Origin of the sequence: Breoghania sp., from assembly GCF_030066895.1 — a bacterium.
In the GTDB taxonomy this organism is placed as follows: Bacteria; Pseudomonadota; Alphaproteobacteria; order Rhizobiales; family Stappiaceae; genus Breoghania.
This window is the reverse complement of record NZ_JASJAV010000019.1, coordinates 37,268-53,251: the sequence shown is the minus strand read 5'-3', so window position 1 is coordinate 53,251 and position 15,984 is coordinate 37,268. Positions and strand designations below refer to the sequence as shown.

12 protein-coding genes and 5 pseudogenes are annotated in these 15,984 nt (G+C 63.0%); 11 read left to right on the top strand and 6 right to left on the bottom strand.

Features of this window, described 5'->3' with window-relative positions:
- Positions 1 to 258: 258 nt before the first annotated feature.
- Positions 259 to 2,026: pseudogene (locus tag QNJ43_RS18340) on the bottom strand (M3 family oligoendopeptidase).
- Positions 2,027 to 2,276: 250 nt separating this feature from the next.
- On the opposite strand from QNJ43_RS18340, the pseudogene QNJ43_RS18335 reads away from it, so the two are divergent.
- The 8 genes and pseudogenes from QNJ43_RS18335 to QNJ43_RS18300 all read left to right on the top strand — a co-directional run bounded on the left by QNJ43_RS18335 (position 2,277) and on the right by QNJ43_RS18300 (position 11,157).
- Positions 2,277 to 3,834: pseudogene (locus QNJ43_RS18335) on the top strand (sigma-54 dependent transcriptional regulator).
- A gap of 379 nt (positions 3,835 to 4,213) precedes the next feature.
- A pseudogene (locus tag QNJ43_RS18330) lies at positions 4,214 to 4,855 on the top strand (DUF882 domain-containing protein); the annotation flags it as partial.
- Positions 4,856 to 5,388: 533 nt separating this feature from the next.
- Positions 5,389 to 5,865, top strand: coding sequence for a hypothetical protein (locus tag QNJ43_RS18325; protein WP_300472012.1), 477 nt, complete (start codon positions 5,389 to 5,391; stop codon positions 5,863 to 5,865).
- A 233-nt stretch (positions 5,866 to 6,098) separates the two neighbouring features.
- Positions 6,099 to 7,393: pseudogene (locus QNJ43_RS18320) on the top strand (AarF/ABC1/UbiB kinase family protein).
- A gap of 122 nt (positions 7,394 to 7,515) precedes the next feature.
- On the top strand, positions 7,516 to 7,800 hold the full coding sequence (locus QNJ43_RS18315) for an aa3-type cytochrome c oxidase subunit IV (protein ID WP_300472011.1): 285 nt from the start codon (positions 7,516 to 7,518) through the stop codon (positions 7,798 to 7,800).
- Between the two features lie 332 nt (positions 7,801 to 8,132).
- Positions 8,133 to 9,275: a Re/Si-specific NAD(P)(+) transhydrogenase subunit alpha gene (locus tag QNJ43_RS18310; protein ID WP_300472010.1), complete on the top strand. Its 1,143-nt coding sequence runs from the start codon at positions 8,133 to 8,135 to the stop codon at positions 9,273 to 9,275.
- Positions 9,276 to 9,749, top strand: a complete 474-nt coding sequence (locus tag QNJ43_RS18305) for an NAD(P) transhydrogenase subunit alpha (protein ID WP_300472009.1) — start codon at positions 9,276 to 9,278, stop codon at positions 9,747 to 9,749.
- A 13-nt stretch (positions 9,750 to 9,762) separates the two neighbouring features.
- Positions 9,763 to 11,157: an NAD(P)(+) transhydrogenase (Re/Si-specific) subunit beta gene (locus QNJ43_RS18300; RefSeq protein WP_300472008.1), complete on the top strand. Its 1,395-nt coding sequence runs from the start codon at positions 9,763 to 9,765 to the stop codon at positions 11,155 to 11,157.
- 465 nt (positions 11,158 to 11,622) lie between these two features.
- Here the strand turns inward: QNJ43_RS18300 and QNJ43_RS18295 are convergent, their stop codons facing one another.
- From QNJ43_RS18295 to rpsU, 3 genes are all read right to left on the bottom strand, one after another.
- Positions 11,623 to 11,811 carry a hypothetical protein gene (locus QNJ43_RS18295; protein ID WP_300472007.1) on the bottom strand — a complete coding sequence of 63 codons (189 nt, stop codon included), beginning with the start codon at positions 11,809 to 11,811 and terminating at the stop codon, positions 11,623 to 11,625.
- A complete protein-coding gene (locus tag QNJ43_RS18290; protein ID WP_300472006.1) occupies positions 11,805 to 12,242 on the bottom strand; it encodes an NAD(P)H-dependent oxidoreductase in 438 nt (145 codons plus the stop codon). Before QNJ43_RS18290 ends, QNJ43_RS18295 begins: the two co-directional genes overlap by 7 nt.
- A 151-nt stretch (positions 12,243 to 12,393) precedes the next feature.
- Complete coding sequence (gene rpsU / locus QNJ43_RS18285) at positions 12,394 to 12,621, bottom strand: 30S ribosomal protein S21 (RefSeq protein ID WP_300472005.1); 228 nt, start codon at positions 12,619 to 12,621, stop codon at positions 12,394 to 12,396.
- A 532-nt stretch (positions 12,622 to 13,153) separates the two neighbouring features.
- Between rpsU and QNJ43_RS18280 the strand changes: the two genes are divergently transcribed.
- From QNJ43_RS18280 to QNJ43_RS27365, 3 genes and pseudogenes are all read left to right on the top strand, one after another.
- Positions 13,154 to 13,333 carry an MATE family efflux transporter gene (locus tag QNJ43_RS18280; RefSeq protein WP_300472004.1) on the top strand — a complete coding sequence of 60 codons (180 nt, stop codon included), beginning with the start codon at positions 13,154 to 13,156 and terminating at the stop codon, positions 13,331 to 13,333.
- Positions 13,327 to 13,515 (top strand): annotated as a pseudogene (locus QNJ43_RS27370) (MATE family efflux transporter); the annotation flags it as partial. The gene QNJ43_RS18280 and the pseudogene QNJ43_RS27370, both read left to right, overlap by 7 nt.
- A 310-nt stretch (positions 13,516 to 13,825) precedes the next feature.
- On the top strand, positions 13,826 to 14,290 hold the full coding sequence (locus QNJ43_RS27365) for a hypothetical protein (protein ID WP_346433036.1): 465 nt from the start codon (positions 13,826 to 13,828) through the stop codon (positions 14,288 to 14,290).
- A 68-nt stretch (positions 14,291 to 14,358) separates the two neighbouring features.
- Here the strand turns inward: QNJ43_RS27365 and QNJ43_RS18265 are convergent, their stop codons facing one another.
- On the bottom strand, positions 14,359 to 15,471 hold the full coding sequence (locus QNJ43_RS18265; protein ID WP_300472001.1) for a 5-(carboxyamino)imidazole ribonucleotide synthase: 1,113 nt from the start codon (positions 15,469 to 15,471) through the stop codon (positions 14,359 to 14,361).
- Positions 15,443 to 15,940, bottom strand: coding sequence for a 5-(carboxyamino)imidazole ribonucleotide mutase (purE, locus tag QNJ43_RS18260; RefSeq protein ID WP_300472000.1), 498 nt, complete (start codon positions 15,938 to 15,940; stop codon positions 15,443 to 15,445). The genes QNJ43_RS18265 and purE overlap by 29 nt, the downstream gene beginning before the upstream one ends.
- Positions 15,941 to 15,984: the final 44 nt, after the last annotated feature.

The window sequence follows — 15,984 nt, the reverse complement described above, 5'->3', positions numbered from 1 at the left end:
GCGGAGCGGCTTTGCCGCAGCTTGCCGCGCTGGATTCCTGGTCTGGCCATGCAGCTTGCGCTGCAGACCGCCCGGAATGAGGAGCAAGGGGAGAGACGTAACCACACGCGTCCAATATGCGAGCAATTACCGACACTGGCGTATGCTTACAACTCAGCCCCAAATCCCTCATTCCGGACAAGTGAGGCATCAGCCGAACGCTGATCCGGAATCCAGAAATCAGTGCGCGCCAAGGCGCGCACCGCTTATTTCGATCTCTCAGTCCATCGCCGCCAGTTCGTCGATCATCCGCTCGATCATCGACACCCCTTGTTCCAGAAGGCCGGATCGGCGCCCTTCAGCCTGAAGGGCGCCAAGAGCTCGGTGTGGTGCTTGGTGCCGGCCGGCCTTCAGAAGCTCGAAATACTTCTTCTGGAAGCCCGTCTCCGCCTCCTCGTAGACCGCGTAGAGCGAGTTCACGAGACAGTCGCGTAGACGTAGAAGTGGCGGTGGATGAAGTGCGGGATGTAGGTCCAGAAGGTCTCGTAGTCGTCTGCAAACGTGAAGACGGGGCCGAGGCTCTCGCGCTGCGCGTCGAGTCAGATCTCGCCCAGACGATCCGAGATCAGTTCGCCCTCGCGGCGCTCCAGATGGACGCGGTACTCGAAGGTGTAAAAAGTAATCTGGCGCACCACCGTGTTGATCATGTCCTTCACCTTGGAGGCGAGCATGATCTTGCGGGTGTGGTCGTCCTTGGCGGAATTGAGCAACGAGCGGAAGGTCAGCATTTTGCCGAAGACGCTCGCCGTCTCCGCTAGCGTCAGCGGGGTCGGCGCCATCAGCGCGCCGTTCGGGCCCGCCAGCACCTGATGAACGCCGTGGCCCAGCTCATGGGCCAGCGTCATCACGTCCCGCGTCTTGCCCTGGTAGTTGACCAGCACATAGGGGTGAGCGCTCGGCACGGTCGGATGGGCGAAGGCGCCCGGCGCCTTGCCGGGGCGCACGGGCGCGTCGATCCAGTTGTTGTCGAAGAACCGTTCGGCGATGCCCGCCATGTCGGGCGAAAAACGCGAATAGGCGTTGAGAACGGTCGCCTTGGCCTCATCCCACGGAATCTTGCGATCATCGGCCTTGGGAAGCAGGGCGTTGCGATCGTAGTGCATCAATGTGTCGAGACCGAGCCACTTCGCCTTCATGGAATAGTAGCGGTGCGACAGGCGCGGATAGGCCGCGTGCACGGCGTCGACCAGCGCATCGACCACCTCGCGCTCCACCCGATTGGCCAGGTGGCGGCTGTCGGCGACGTCGGTGAAACCGCGCCAAAGGTCGGAAATTTCCTTGTCTTTGGCCAGCGTATTTGGTGATCAGCGTGAAGGTGGACAGGTCCTCGCCGAAGACTTTCGCCAGCGCCTCGCCTGTTTCCTTGCGCTTCTCGCAGTTGGGATCCTGCATGAAGTTCAGCGTGGCCTCCATGCCGAGCGACTGACTGCCGACGTCGAATTTCAGCCCGGAGATGGTCTCGTTGAAAAGCCGGTTCCAGGCGCCGCGTCCCGTGGCCGACTTCTCGTGGAAGAGCTGCTCGACCCGATCTTCAAGCTGGTAGGGGCGCTTCTTGCAGATGTCGTCGAACCACGGCTTGTAGTGGGCGAGGGCCTCGTTCTCCATCGCGGCATCGAGCACTGCATCCTCGATGCGGTTGAGTTCCAGTCCGAAGAACAGCAGATGCGTGCCCGCGGTGGTCAGCTTGTCCTGCACGTCGCCGTAGAATTTCTGGCGCTTGGGATCCGTGCAATTCCTGCAGCGCCTCGTAATCCTTCACCGCCGCGGTGAGGGCGTTCGCGTCGCTGCGCGCCAGGACGTCCAGCCGTTCCTTGTTCACCGCTTCGAAAGCACGCGCGTTCTCGACCGACTTTTCGAGATCCGCCTTCGCGGTCGGATCGTCCATGGCGGGATAGAGATCGGCGAGGTTCCATTCCGGCAGGGTGCCGAGGTCGCCGGTTGCGGCAAGGGCATCGGCCGGGGAACGGGTGGGATCGGTAAAGGACATGATGGCTCCGCAAGAAACGTTCACTGCTCCCGTCAGCCTTGAAGGGGCGCAAAAAAGATTGGATCGCGGAAGAGCATATAGGGATTGGCGCAGCTTCCAACAGGGGGCGTATCCGGATGACGTAACGTGCAGGAGGCGCGGCGAGTTTGGCTGTTTGTTAACCGATGACGATCATCATGGCCCGAAATGATACAGCCGTGATCGGCCGATTCGCGAAGGGGGCGGAGCGGCGCGGGAGATGCGTGATCGCATGAGTGGACGTATTCTGATTGTCGATGACGACCCGGTTCAGCGCCGGTTGCTTGAAGAGGCGGTGAAACGCTTCGGATATTCCGCCCGGGTGGTGGAAAACGGGGTGGAAGCACTGGAGGTGCTGTGCGCACCGGAAGGCAGCGATATCGATCTCGTCATTCTCGATCTGGTCATGCCGGAACTGGACGGGTTCGCCGTCCTGGAAAAGATGCACGCGGAAGGCAACGGCACGCCGGTGATCGTGCAGACGGCGCAGGCCGGGATCGACACGGTGGTCGGAGCCATGCGCGTTGGGGCGCAGGACTTCGTCGTCAAGCCGATCGGGCCGGAGCGGCTGGAAGTTTCCATCCGCAATGTGTTGAATGTGTTGAAGGTCTCCGCGCTGGAAGACGAGGTCGTGCGTTTCCGCAAGGCGGAAGCCGGGACGCTCACCTTCAAGGACATCGTCACCCGGTCTGCCTTCATGGAGCGCGTCATCCGGTTGGGCGAGCGCGCCGCTTCCTCGCATATTCCCATTCTGATCGAAGGCGAATACGGCGTTGGCAAGGAAGTGATCGCGCGCGCCATCCAGGGCCAGAGCGATCGGGCCACCAAGCCGTTCATCACCGTCAATTGCGGCGCGATCCCTGAAGACCTCGTGGAATCCATTCTCTTCGGCCACGAGAAGTGGGCCTTTACCGGTGCGGTCGACAAGCATGTCGGCAAGTTCCAGGAGGCCCATGGTGGCACGCTGTTCCTCGATGAGGTCGGCGAGTTGCCGAGCGACGTTCAGGTCAAGCTCCTGCGGGTCCTGCAGGAGGGCGAGACCGACCCGGTCGGCGCGCGGCGGCGGCCGCAGAAGATCGACTTCCGGCTGATCTCGGCCACCAACCGGCGGCTGATGGATCTGGTCAAGGAAGGGTGCTTCCGCGAGGATCTCTATTACCGGCTCAATGTCTTTCCCGTCTGGATCCCGCCTCTGCGCGACCGGCTGGAGGACATTCCCGAACTCACTCGGCATTTTCTGGCGCGCTTTGCCGCGGAAGAGCACAAGTCGAAGATCGCGACGGTCGCACCCGACACGGTGGCGCTGCTGCAGTCCTATGACTGGCCGGGGCAATATCCGCCAGCTTGAGAACGCGATCTTCCGCGCCGTTGTCCTGTGTGACGACATGTGCCTGAGGCTGGACGACTTTCCCCAGATCCAGGCTCATTGCGCCGCACGCGGGGGGAGACGAGCGTCGGTCTCAGGAGCCGAAGATCGAGGCGCCGCTGATCGCCGGCGAGCCGGCCGTGAGCAGTTCCTCCTATGGTGGGACGGGCGAGGCGGTCGGCCAGGGGGGCCGATGGCTCCGTGCCCTTCGGGTTCCTGCGTGCGCTCGACAAGAACGGCCATGTTCAGACGCTGGAAAGCGTGGAACGCGACATGATCGTCACCGCGATCGACCACTATCGACCACTATGGTGGGCGCATGGCGGAGGTCGCGCGGCGGCTGGGGATCGGACGGTCCACACTGTATCGCAAGCTGAAGGACTACGGCCTGGAAGCGACGAACGGCCAGGACGCAGCGGAATAGCGGGCTGCGGCAAAACGGCCGGTGGGTTCCCTGCCGCAAAATTGCCTGCTTGACGTGTCGTGTGACTGCCTGTCTCGTGGGCAAGCCCGGTTTCCGGATCCTTTGATCTGTCAAATGTTGCGATCTTCTTTGCGATGCCGGGCAAGTTCTCGACGAGAACGTCAGGGTTTTCAGTCGTTTGGCGGCGATTCCGTGCAGGTTCGAAATACGGTAAATACTCGTTAACCGAGTCTGTCGTACTTTAAGGTAATACTCGGGGGGTAGGGTGCCGGGTCCGAATGGTCGGCGATATCAGGTCGCCGCCTCGCGGCAGAATGCGAGAAAGACATTGAGCGAGTATCTGCTCCGCTTCCCGCTATGTGCCGCGGCGCACACCCTTTTGCTCGGCGTTGCCGTTATTCTCGCGTCTTTCGCCGGGTTTGCTCCGGCGGCCGAGGCCGAGATCCGCTCCCTGAAGCTCTACAACAACCACACCGGCGAACACGCCACCATCACCTTCAAGCGTAACGGCCGTTACATCCAGTCGGGTTTGCGCGAACTGAACCAGTTCCTGCGCGACTGGCGGCGTAACGAATCCACTAACATGGATCCCAAGCTGTTCGACCTGGTCTGGGAAGTTTACCAGAAGTCGGGTTCGCACGGAGAGATTCACGTGGTCTCCGGCTATCGGTCTCCGGCAACCAACAACATGCTGCGCAAGTGCTCTCGCGGGGTTGCGAAGAAGAGCCAGCACATGCGCGGCAAGGCGATGGACTTCTTCATTCTTGACGCCAATCTCGCCAAGCTGCGCGCCATCGGCCTGCGCATGCAGGTGGGCGGCGTGGGCTACTATCCGACCTCCGGCTCGCCCTTCGTGCACATGGATACAGGCAATGTGCGCCACTGGCCGCGCATGACGCGAAGCCAGCTCGCCTGCGTCTTTCCGAACGGCAAGACGATCCACATTCCTTCCGACGGCAAGCCGATGCCCGGCTACAAGCAGGCTCTGGCCGAGCTGCAGGCGCGCGGCAGCCGCACCCGCCAGGTGGCATCGGCCGCTCCCGAGCGCTCCTTCAGGACCACCGGGCAGGTTGCCACCAACGTGACGACCAGTCCCTCGATCCGGCCCTCGCTCGCTGGCGTCAATGTTGGCGGCGGCAATACGAGCGGCAAGACGCTGATCGCCTCGCTGTTCGGCGGCAGGCCCAGACCGCCCGCCGATGTCGGTGGAGAGGAAAATACCACGCCGCAGCCCGTGTGGGTCGACCGTGCGAGCGACGATCCGTTGCCGGGCGTGAGTTCGGCCAGGGTGACGCCGCACGCAAAGCCCGGTGGCGTGGTTGAGGTCGCGGAGCCTGAGCCGGAAGAGAGCCTTGAGGAAGAATCAGAGGTGGAAGCGGAAGCCGACGAGTCCTTCATCGTCGCCACGCTTCCCAGTTCCAAGCCGCGCCGCACCGGGCCTGCGCCGTCCGATGCCATCGGCGCGATCGATTCCGTGGTCGATCCGGGGTCTCCGGTCGCAGAGGAGGGGGGGCGAATACGACGCTGACGTCCTATGCCGCCGGATCCGAACCTGTGCCCGCGCTGAGGCCGCGGCCTGCCGCCACGACGTTGGCCGCAGCACCTCCGCACCGTCCCGCCGATCGTCAGCGGTCCGATCCCGAGCGTGTTGCTGCCCTCAATCTTGCCGAGGGGGCTTCGGTTGCCGCGCGGGTCGATGCGGCGTTGGCCGCTGCCCGCAGCAAGGCGCAAAAGCCCGTACTGAGCTGGTCCTCGCTCGCCGGACGCATTCCCGTCGAGGTCGATCCCTTCGCCCGCTTCGCTGCCCTGCCGCGGCCGGACGAAGCGCGCATGCTCTCCGGCGATCACAGCACCCGGACATCGGCGTTTGCGGATTTGAGCCATCCCGATCAGCGTCGTCTCAGCGCGCTTTTCGCCCGTCCGCCGCGGCTGTTCAGCGCCGGGTTTGAGCGGCGGATCTACGGTGCGCTGCGCACGGATCGGTTTGATGGGTCCGCCGTGGTCGCCCTGTCGCTGGTCTCTAATGACTGATCCCGCGCTTGCATGGGTGAGCGCTGGGCAACTTGATCTCCCGAAATGGATCTCATCTCGCTTATTTGCGTTGTATAAGCGCGCGTGACGCCTATCTTGCAGCCAGACGGTCGCGCAATCTGCGGCATTCTAGAGCGATTTTCCGTCGATCGGAGTTCCCCGATCCGGTCGGTCATGCTCTTGGGAGGCGAGGTCCTTATCGATGACATCTGATAAGCGTCGTCCGCCCGACCGTGAGGGCCAACCGGCTTTCCGCACGTGTCGGGCGCTATGCGCAGGTCGGCGGCTTTGCGGCCCGTGTCGCGGGCGCCCGGCTCGTTGGCGGCGGGCGCGATCGCGATCGCAACGCGGAGGAACTGACGGCGATGCTTGGCGGGCTGAAAGGGCCGCTGATGAAGATCGCCCAGCTTTTCGCCACCATTCCCGACGCCGTCCCGCCCGAACACACAACCGAACTCGCCACGCTGCAAGCGGAGCTTGGGCGCGACTGGCGCACGAAATTCGCCGAATTCAACGATACGCCGTCGGCCGCCGCCTCCCTCGGCCAGGTGCACGAGGCGCGCGCGCTCGACGGTCAGCGGCTGGCGGTCAAGCTGCAATATCCGGATATGGCGTCTGCGGTGGAGGCCGAATCTCACCCAGCTCGGGGTGATCCTGTCGATCCATCGCCGCATGCGGCCGGCCATCGATGCGCGCGAAATCGCGGTGGAACTGGGCGAGTGGGTGCGCGAGGAACTCGATTACGAGCGCGAGGCGCGCAACATGGCGCTCTACCGGCAGGTCTTTGCCGAGAAGTCGATGATCCGCGTGCCTGAGGTGGTGGACGAGCTTTCGACCGGACGCCTGCTCGCAATGGGCTGGCTTGAAGGGCGGCCGCTTCTGAACTACCGCGATCATTCGCTTGAAGAGCGCAACCTGATCGCCGAGGTGATGTTCCGGGCCTGGTGGTATCCGTTTTCCTATGTGGGCGTGATCCACGGCGATCCGCATCTGGGCAATTACACGGTCTTCGAGGAGGCGGGGGCGCCCGTCGGGATCAATCTTCTGGACTATGGTTGCATCCGCATCTTCCCCAGCCGCTTCGTGGCGGACGTCGTCGATCTCTATCGCGGGCTTCTGGCAGATGACGAAGCGCGAATCGTTCACGCTTACGAGACCTGGGGCTTCAAGGGACTCTCGCGCGAACTCATCGATGCGCTGAATATCTGGGTGCGATTCATCTACGGACCTCTCCTTGAGGATCGCACCCGCGCCATTGCCGATGGGGTGAGCCCGGCGGAATACGGCCGGGCGGGAGGCTTTTCGGGTGCATCAGGCGCTCAAGGAGCACGGCCCGGTGACTGTTCCTCGCGAATTCGTGTTCATGGATCGTGCGGCGATCGGTCTCGGAGGGGTGTTCCTGCACCTCAAGGCGGAGCTGAATTTCTATCGCCTATTCAACGAACAGATAGAAGATTTCGATGCCGACAGTGTAGCCGCACGTCAGTGCGATCTGCTGGCAAATGTTGGGTTGCCCACTGCCGAGTAGTACCAAATGGCGATTTGTGTTGACCTTACGGAGGGCTTGCGTTTCATATCGTCGCAGTGTCTATCTTTTCGTTTCAGACGTTAGGGCAGACGATTGAAAAGGCATTCGCGGAGGGAGCGAGAATGACTGAAAATAATGCACCGACGATGGACTACTCAGAACATGAAAAGACTTATGCTGGCTTCGTGGCCTTTAGCAAGATCGGCGTGATTGCATGTATCAATGTGGTGCTATGTCTATTGATCTTCGGGCTCGGCAGCGGTTATTCAAATCTGGCTGGTACAGTCGTATTGTTGGCGACAATCATCGCCGCGGTTATCGGCCTGTTCGCCGGACAGAAGGGATGGATTCCTTCGGCAGCCGTATTCGTGTTTGCCGGACTCATGGCTATTCTGACCGTCGGTTGACCGATTCCCGGCCGAATGCGTAGCCAAATGCGTGGCTAAATGGTTGGTCGGACTCTCTCGGTGTCTCTCCCCTGACATGGGGTCTGCCGGGCAAACGGTTTGCGGACTGTCCGTCCGTGGATCGCCTGCCGGAGGACATGTGTCGGGTGACGGCTGATCGGGCGACGACGAAAATTCGAAGACGGGCTTCGGTGCGCACCGAAGCCGTCAGAACAACAGGCGGCTCGAATGCCTTTCGGAATGCGAGCTGCTTTCATATCTGGTCGGGCACGGTCGGCGCGGGGCGGTTTGCGTTGTGCGTGGGATACCGTGCTCCCAAAAGGGGGATGCATATGAAGATCGGGGTGCCGCTCGAACGCGACGCCGTTGAAACCCGGGTCGCTGCGACGCCGGATACGGTGAAGAAATATGTTGCGCTCGGGCTCGAGGTGCTGGTGGAAAAAGGGGCCGGTAAGGCCTCGCGGATTCCGGATGCGGAATTCCGGGACGCCGGTGCGAAAATCGTGGCCGATGCCGCCAACGTGTTCAAGGACGCCGACGTGGTGCTGAAGGTGCGCCGTCCGACGGCGGAGGAACTCGGCGCGATGAAAGCCGGCGCCCTCGTCATCGGTACGATGGATCCTTTCGGCCACGAGAAGGACGTGGAGGCGATGGCCAAGGCCAATATCGCCGCCGTCGCCATGGAATTCATGCCGCGCATCACGCGCGCGCAGTCGATGGACGTGCTGTCCTCCCAGGCGAACCTTGCCGGCTATCAGGCGGTGATCGACGCGGCTGACGAGTTCGATCGCGCCATGCCGATGATGATGACGGCGGCGGGCACGGTTCCCGCCGCGCGTGTCTTCGTCATGGGGGCGGGCGTTGCCGGTCTTCAGGCGATCGCCACGGCGCGGCGTCTAGGCGCTGCCGTGACCGCCACGGACGTGCGTCCGGCGGCCAAGGAACAGGTCGAGTCTCTCGGCGCGAAATTCATCGCGGTCGAGGACGAGGAGTTTAAGCAGGCCGAGACCGCTGGCGGCTACGCCAAGCAGATGTCCGAGGAATACCAGAAGAAGCAGGCCGAGCTGGTCGATTCTCACATTTCCAAGCAGGACATCGTCATCACCACGGCGCTGATTCCCGGTCGTCCGTCCCCGCGCCTCGTTTCCAAGGAAATGGTGCAGTCGATGAAGCCGGGATCGGTGATTATCGATCTGGCGGTGGAGCGCGGCGGCAACGTGGAAGGCGCGAAGCCGGGCAAGGTTGCGACGGTGAGCGACGTGAAGATCGTCGGGCATCTCAACGTCGCCGGGCGCATTCCGGCGTCCGCCTCGGCGCTCTATGCGAAGAACCTGCTGACTTTCGTCACGACACTGGTCGACAAGGAAACCTCCTCCTTGAAGGTCAACTGGGAAGATGAACTTGTATCGGCGACGGTGCTGACGCGCGACGGCGCGGTTGTGCATCCGGCATTCGCACCGAAAGGGGACGAATAAATGGCGAGCGAAATGGCTCTTGAAAAGGCGCGCGCTGTTGCCGATGCGGCGCAGGCGGCCGCAGACGCCGCCCGCGCGGCGGCAGATGCCGCCCAGACCTATGCGGATCAGGCAACGGGCGGGGTGGCGGATGCCGCCGGTGCGCTTGCCCACGCAGCATCCGGCGGGGCGATCGATCCGTTCGTCTTTCGTCTGGCGGTTTTCGTGCTGGCGATCTTCGTCGGCTACTATGTGGTGTGGTCGGTGACCCCGGCGCTGCATACGCCGCTCATGTCGGTCACCAACGCGATTTCCTCCGTGATCGTGGTCGGCGCGCTGCTCGCCGTCGGCGCCGATGCGGTGGCGGGCCAGGAGGCGAACACCGCCTGGGCTCACGGCTTCGGCTTCATCGCGCTCATCCTTGCATCGGTAAACATATTCGGCGGGTTCCTGGTAACTAGCCGCATGCTTGCCATGTACAAGAAGAAGTCGTGAGGGTGCCGAACTTATGACAACGAATATCGTGACCTTTCTCTATCTGGTCTCCGGCGTCCTGTTCATTCTGGCGCTGCGCGGCCTGTCGCATCCCACGACATCCCGTCAGGGTAACGTCTTCGGCATGATCGGTATGGCGATCGCCATCCTGACCACGCTCGGCATCGCGGTGCCGTCCGGCACCGGCTGGGTGCTGATCGTGCTGGGGCTGGCCATCGGCGGCGGCATCGGTGCCTACATCGCGCGCAAGATCCCGATGACGGCCATGCCGCAGCTCGTTGCGGCCTTCCACTCGCTCGTCGGTCTTGCCGCCGTGCTCGTTGCGGCCGGGGCGATCTACGCGCCGGAAGCCTTCGGCATCGGCGAGGTGGGTTCCATCCACGCCCAAGCGCTGATCGAAAGCTCCATCGGCATCGCCATCGGTGCGATCACCTTCACTGGGTCGGTCATCGCCTTCCTGAAGCTCAACGGCAACATGTCGGGCAAGTCGATCCTGCTGCCGGGTCGTCACGTCATCAACATCGCGCTGGCTGCGGCGATCGTCATCCTGATCATCGCTTTGGCGACGACGGAGAGCCACACGGTCTTCTGGCTGACCGTGATCTTGTCGCTGATCTTCGGCGGGCTGCTGATCGTTCCCATCGGTGGGGCGGACATGCCGGTCGTGATCTCGATGCTCAACTCCTATTCGGGGTGGGCTGCGGCTGGTATCGGCTTCACGCTCGGCAACATGGCGCTGATCATCACCGGCGCGCTGGTCGGCTCGTCGGGTGCGATCCTGTCCTACATCATGTGCAAGGGCATGAACCGCTCGTTCGTCTCCGTCATTCTCGGCGGCTTCGGCGGCGAGACGGCGTCTGCTGCGGCCGGCGGTGCGGAAGAACGTCCGGTCAAGCAGGGGGCGGCCGAGGATGCGACGTATCTGATGAAGAACGCCTCCAAGGTCATCATAGTGCCGGGTTACGGCATGGCGGTCGCCCAGGCGCAGCACGCGCTTCAGGAAATGGCCGACAAGCTGAAGTTGGAAGGCGTCGAGGTGAAGTACGCCATTCACCCGGTGGCTGGCCGTATGCCGGGGCACATGAACGTTCTCCTGGCGGAAGCCAACGTGCCCTATGACGAGGTGTTCGAGCTCGAAGACATCAACTCCGAGTTCGCGCAGGCCGACGTGACCTTCGTCATTGGCGCCAACGACGTCACCAACCCGGCGGCGCGCGACGATCCGTCCTCGCCGATCTACGGCATGCCGATCCTCGATGTCGACAAGGCCAAGACGGTGCTCTTCGTCAAGCGCGGCATGGGCTCCGGCTATGCGGGCATCCAGAACGAGCTGTTCTTCCTGGATCAGACGATGATGCTTTTCGGCGACGCCAAGAAGATGACCGAGGAAATCGTCAAGTCGATGTAGGCCTGACGACCTTCGCGAGAAACGAATTGAGGCCGCGTCCCCTGGGCGCGGCCTTTTTCGTGGGCAGGTGGGGGAGAGGAAAGTGCGGAGGCCAATCCTTCGAGACGGCCCTTCGGGCCTCCTCAGTGTCCAGCCCGAAAATGGTATCGGGTTATTCCGGCTACATCTCTCCCGTCATTGCCGGCTCCGACCGGCAATCTATGCCGTGATGCTTCAGCGCGGTAAGAGGTGGATATCGAAGATTAATCCAACCACATTCCCTGCCGATAGAGCATGGAATGGATCCCGGCTCGGAGGCCGGGATGATGAGTTGAGAGTATTGAGGACAACTCGATACCGTTTTGGGCTGGATAATGTGAAAGGCCCGAAGGTCCGTCTCGAAGGATGGGCAGTGCGACGCGTCGCTGCCCGGCAGCACAGGTTGCTGCCGGAACTCTCATTCCGCGCGCGCTCTCATCAGGCTCATCAGGCTCCCGCCTGACCCAGCCTGCGCATTTCATCCAGCCATTTTTCACATGTCGCGTCATCGGTGCTCGTCGCGTTGCCGAAGAGCGTCATCTCCACCGGCTTGACCTCGACGAGGTCCAGGGCATTGCGTTCAAAGACCTTCAGGCCGTGCGAGAGATACCAGAAGCGGTAGATGAAGGTCAGCATTGCCCATGGGTCACGACGAGGCGCGCAGAACGCCCCGCAAGGCGGCCCTTGGGAAAGCGGGTCTGCCGGGCTGCCTCTTCAAATGCGATGTTGCGATGAAGGAGCTGCTCGAAAAACGCCTTGGTCAGCGCGGGGAGCGTGCCCAGCCAGAGCGGGAAGGAGACGACGATGTGGTCGGCTTTATGCAGGCGCGCGAAGATCGGCTCGAGGCTCGGTGGCAGGGAGCCGGAATATTCGGCCTCGTTGCGAAGGATCGGGAAATCCAGCCGTGTGACATCGATTTCGTGAACGGCGTGACCGGCCGCCCGGGCGCTTTCGGCATAGCTGTCGCCGAGCGCACGGCTCAGATGTCCGGGGTTGGGATCGGGGTGTCCATGAATGAGGACGATCGCGTGCGCTATGGAATGCCCCTCCATATTGGTCGGAGACAATCTGACACGAAGTCCGTCACACAGCGTTGATTTCGCTCAGTCCACAGCAATACGGATCGTACGGTGACCCGCACAGTCCGTTCAGATTTCGAGCGATGGGTAGTGTGCGAAAAGACTCGAAGAGGCCCGCCGGAATGCGGGCCCTGCGCCTTTAGCGGCGGCCAGAACGGCCGCTCAGAAGGCCTTCGCGCTGCGCCCGCTTGCGGGCCAGCTTGCGAGCGCGGCGGATGGCTTCCGCCTTTTCCCGGGCGCGCTTCTCGGACGGCTTTTCGAAGTGGTCGCGGAGCTTCATCTCCCGGAAGATGCCTTCACGCTGCATCTTTTTCTTCAGCGCCTTGAGTGCCTGATCAACGTTTTTGTCGCGAACGAAAACTTGCACGCGTAAATGCCCCGTGTTGCCGAACTGGTCAGGTTATCGGATGTTTGTCCGAAGCGCCGGTCGCAAACGGCTGGATGCCGACTGCGATCTGGCAATGCCCCGGCTGCGCCGCACGGAGCGTTGCGAAAGTAGGTCGTTCCTTAGCAGATGCACCGGTGCTTGTCCACCGGGAAGGGGCGAAGAAAGCGGGAAACCCGTAGAATGCGCACCTATACCGTTCATAAGGCGGAAAGTCGTGCCGTGCGGCGTGGGTGGACGGATGCGGCCGGGGTCGTTAGTGTCGCCCGCGTTGCGCCGGGTTAAAGCGTTTGCGGAAGATGACTACTGTGCGCCCGCATGTCATTGACCTTCGATCCCGGACCGCGGCGAATCGTTTTTCGGAGAAGTCTCATGGCTTCGCTGGTGAGTGATGACGCCGCGCGGAACGACATCTCCCTTTGGATTCGCGAGATCAAGGCAACGCTCGTATTGGGCCTGCCGATCGCCGGGGCGCAGATTGCCCATACGGCGCTCAACACGACCGACGTCCTTGATGATCGGGCAGCTGGGAACAGAGCCGCTGGCGGCCTCCGTCCTGGCCTTCAATCTCTATATCGTCATTTTCCTGTTCGGCACGGGCCTCGTGCAGGCCGTGATGCCGATTGCCGCACGGGCGCGCGGCGAACGGCGGATGCGCGACGTGCGCCGCTCCGTGCGGGGCTCTGGGTGGTAATCGCCTATTCCGTGCCCGCCATGTTCGTCATGTGGCACACGGAATCGATCCTGCTCATGGTGGGGCAGAAATCGGAGATCGCCCATTCGGCCGGCATCTACATGCGCTATCTGCAATGGGCGCTGCCGCCCGCCCTGGCGACCATGGGCCTGCGCAATTTCGTGGCCGTGATGGAGAAGGCGCAGGTCGTCCTGTGGGCGACCGTGGCGGGGGCTCTCGTCAATGCGGCGCTCGATTACGTGCTGATCTTCGGCGCCTTCGGTGCGCCGCGGCTGGAGCTGGTGGGCGCGGGCATCGCGTCGATGGGCACCAATGCGGCGACCTTCGCCGTGTTGCCCCCTTTATACGATGCGGCATCGCAAGCTGCGCCGGTTCGCCATCCTCGGTCGGTTCTGGCGCAGCGACTGGCCGGTCTTCTTCCAGATCCTCAGGCTCGGCTGGCCGATCGGGCTGACGATCCTGGCCGAGGTCGGCCTGTTCTTCGCCTCGGCGATGATGATGGGCTGGATCGGAACGGTCGAACTCGCCGCCCACGGTATCGCGAGCCAATGCGCCTCGATCACCTTCATGGTGTCCATGGTGTCGCTCGGCTTCATGGTGTGCGCGGCCATCGTCTTCCTGAGCATTGAGCATACCGGGCGTGCTGATCGGGCTCTTCACCAAGGCGGGCAATCCGGACACGCCTGCCGTCCTTGCGGCGGGCACGGGCGATTGCGGGGCTCTCTTCCAGATCTTCGACGGCGCGCAAGGGGCCGCGGCCAGCATCCTGCGCGGCTTGTCCGACACAAGGGTCCCGATGATCATCGCTGTGGCGGGGTACTGGGGCGTCGGGATGCGCTTGCCTACGGTCTGGTGTTCTGGGGCGGCCTGTGGTGGGGACTGGCGAGCAGCCTCGCGGTCGTGGCGGTCGCCGCGATTTGGCGGTTCTGCATGCGCGAGCGTCTCGGTCTCGTGTGACATCCGATCGTATCTTCGGGTGAGTGCAAATCGTGACGAGGCGGGACCGTGCGGCTCCCATAGGTGCCCTATTTCAGCCGGTTGACGTGGCCCATCTTGCGGCCCGGGCGGATTTCCGCCTTGCCGTAAAGGTGCAGACGGGCGGCCGGTTCCTTGATGATGTCCGGCCAGTGCTCTGCATCCGCGCCGATCAGGTTTTCCATCACCACGTCTGCACGCCGTTCCGCGCTTCCCAGCGGCCAGCCGACCACCGCACGGATGTGCTGTTCGAACTGCGAGACAAGGCAGCCGTCCTGCGTCCAGTGCCCGGAATTGTGAACGCGCGGGGCAATTTCGTTGGCGATGAGCCGTTCGCCGTCGTGATCCCGCACTACAAATAGCTCCACCGCCAGAACGCCGACATAGTCGAGCGCCTCGGTCACCTTGGCGCCGAGTGCACGGGCCGCGTCCTGCGTTTCCTGCGACAGGGAGGCGGGAACGTGGCTCCATTTCAGGATGTGGTTGTGGTGCTTGTTTTCCGCAATGTCGTAGGCGGCCGTCTCTCCGTCCGTGCTGCGCGCGGCAATGACGGAGCATTCCAGCGCGAAATCGACGACGCCTTCAAGCACGGCGGGCGCCTTGCCGATGCGCTCCCAGGCGGCCTGGGTATCATCCAGGCTGTCGATGCGGGTCTGGCCCTTGCCGTCGTAGCCCATACGCCGCGTCTTCAGGATTGCGGGCAGGCCGGTCACGTCAACGGCTGCGGCGATGTCGTCCGGTCCGTCGACGGCGGCGAAGGGGGCAAGCGGGATGCCGATGGAGCTCAGGAAATTCTTCTCCACCAGCCGGTCCTGGGTAATCGCAAGCGGATGAGAGCCGGGGCGCAGCGTCATGCGGCTTTCCAGAAAGCGGGCCGTTTCCTCCGGCACGTTCTCGAATTCGTAGGTCACCACGTCGACGGCTTCGGCAAAGGCGGCGAGCGCCGCCTCGTCGTCATAGGCCGCGACCGTGTAGGCATCGCTCACCTGAAAGGCGGGGCTCTGCGGGTCGGGACAATAGATGTGGCACTTGAAACCGAGCAGGCTTGCCGCGAGTGCCAGCATGCGGCCGAGCTGGCCGCCGCCGAGGATACCGATCGTGGCGCCTGGGGCGAGTTCCGGGGTGGTTATCGGCTCAGGCCTCGTCGCTGGGATGTTCGGCAACCGCCTCGCTCTGGCGCTTGCGCCAGTCATCGAGCCGTTCGGCCAGGGCCTCGTCGGTGAGCGCCAGCACGCTTGCCGCAAGAAGGGCCGCATTGACCGCACCGGAGCGGCCGATGGCGAGCGTTCCCACGGGAACGCCGGTCGGCATTTGGACGATGGAATAGAGGCTGTCGATGCCCTTCAGCGCGCACGATTCGATCGGCACGCCGAAAACGGGAAGCGGCGTCATGGAGGCGACCATGCCGGGCAGATGCGCCGCGCCGCCCGCGCCTGCGATCACGACTTTCGTGCCCGCATCCCGCACGCCCTTGGCGAAGGCGACGAGGCGATCCGGGGTTCTGTGGGCGGAAACGATGCGGGCCTTATGGGCGATACCCAGTGCATCGAGCGTATCGGCCGCGTTCTTCATGGTCGGCCAGTCGGACTGACTGCCCATGATGATCGCGACGGGGGGTGTACTCTTAATCATATGTCGTCTCTAGGCTGGCGAGCCCTACTGCTATTTTTGTCGGC

Excerpts from the sequence above, each read along its gene's own strand:
- QNJ43_RS27365 (WP_346433036.1), top strand. The coding sequence starts at position 13,826 with ATGATGATGGGCTGGATCGGAACGGTCGAACTCGCCGCCCACGGTATC.
- QNJ43_RS18300 (WP_300472008.1), top strand. The coding sequence starts at position 9,763 with ATGACAACGAATATCGTGACCTTTCTCTATCTGGTCTCCGGCGTCCTG.
- QNJ43_RS18280 (WP_300472004.1), top strand. The coding sequence starts at position 13,154 with ATGATCGGGCAGCTGGGAACAGAGCCGCTGGCGGCCTCCGTCCTGGCC.
- QNJ43_RS18305 (WP_300472009.1), top strand. The coding sequence starts at position 9,276 with ATGGCGAGCGAAATGGCTCTTGAAAAGGCGCGCGCTGTTGCCGATGCG.
- purE (WP_300472000.1), bottom strand. The coding sequence starts at position 15,940 with ATGATTAAGAGTACACCCCCCGTCGCGATCATCATGGGCAGTCAGTCC.
- QNJ43_RS18310 (WP_300472010.1), top strand. The coding sequence starts at position 8,133 with ATGAAGATCGGGGTGCCGCTCGAACGCGACGCCGTTGAAACCCGGGTC.
- QNJ43_RS18315 (WP_300472011.1), top strand. The coding sequence starts at position 7,516 with ATGACTGAAAATAATGCACCGACGATGGACTACTCAGAACATGAAAAG.
- QNJ43_RS18295 (WP_300472007.1), bottom strand. The coding sequence starts at position 11,811 with ATGCTGACCTTCATCTACCGCTTCTGGTATCTCTCGCACGGCCTGAAG.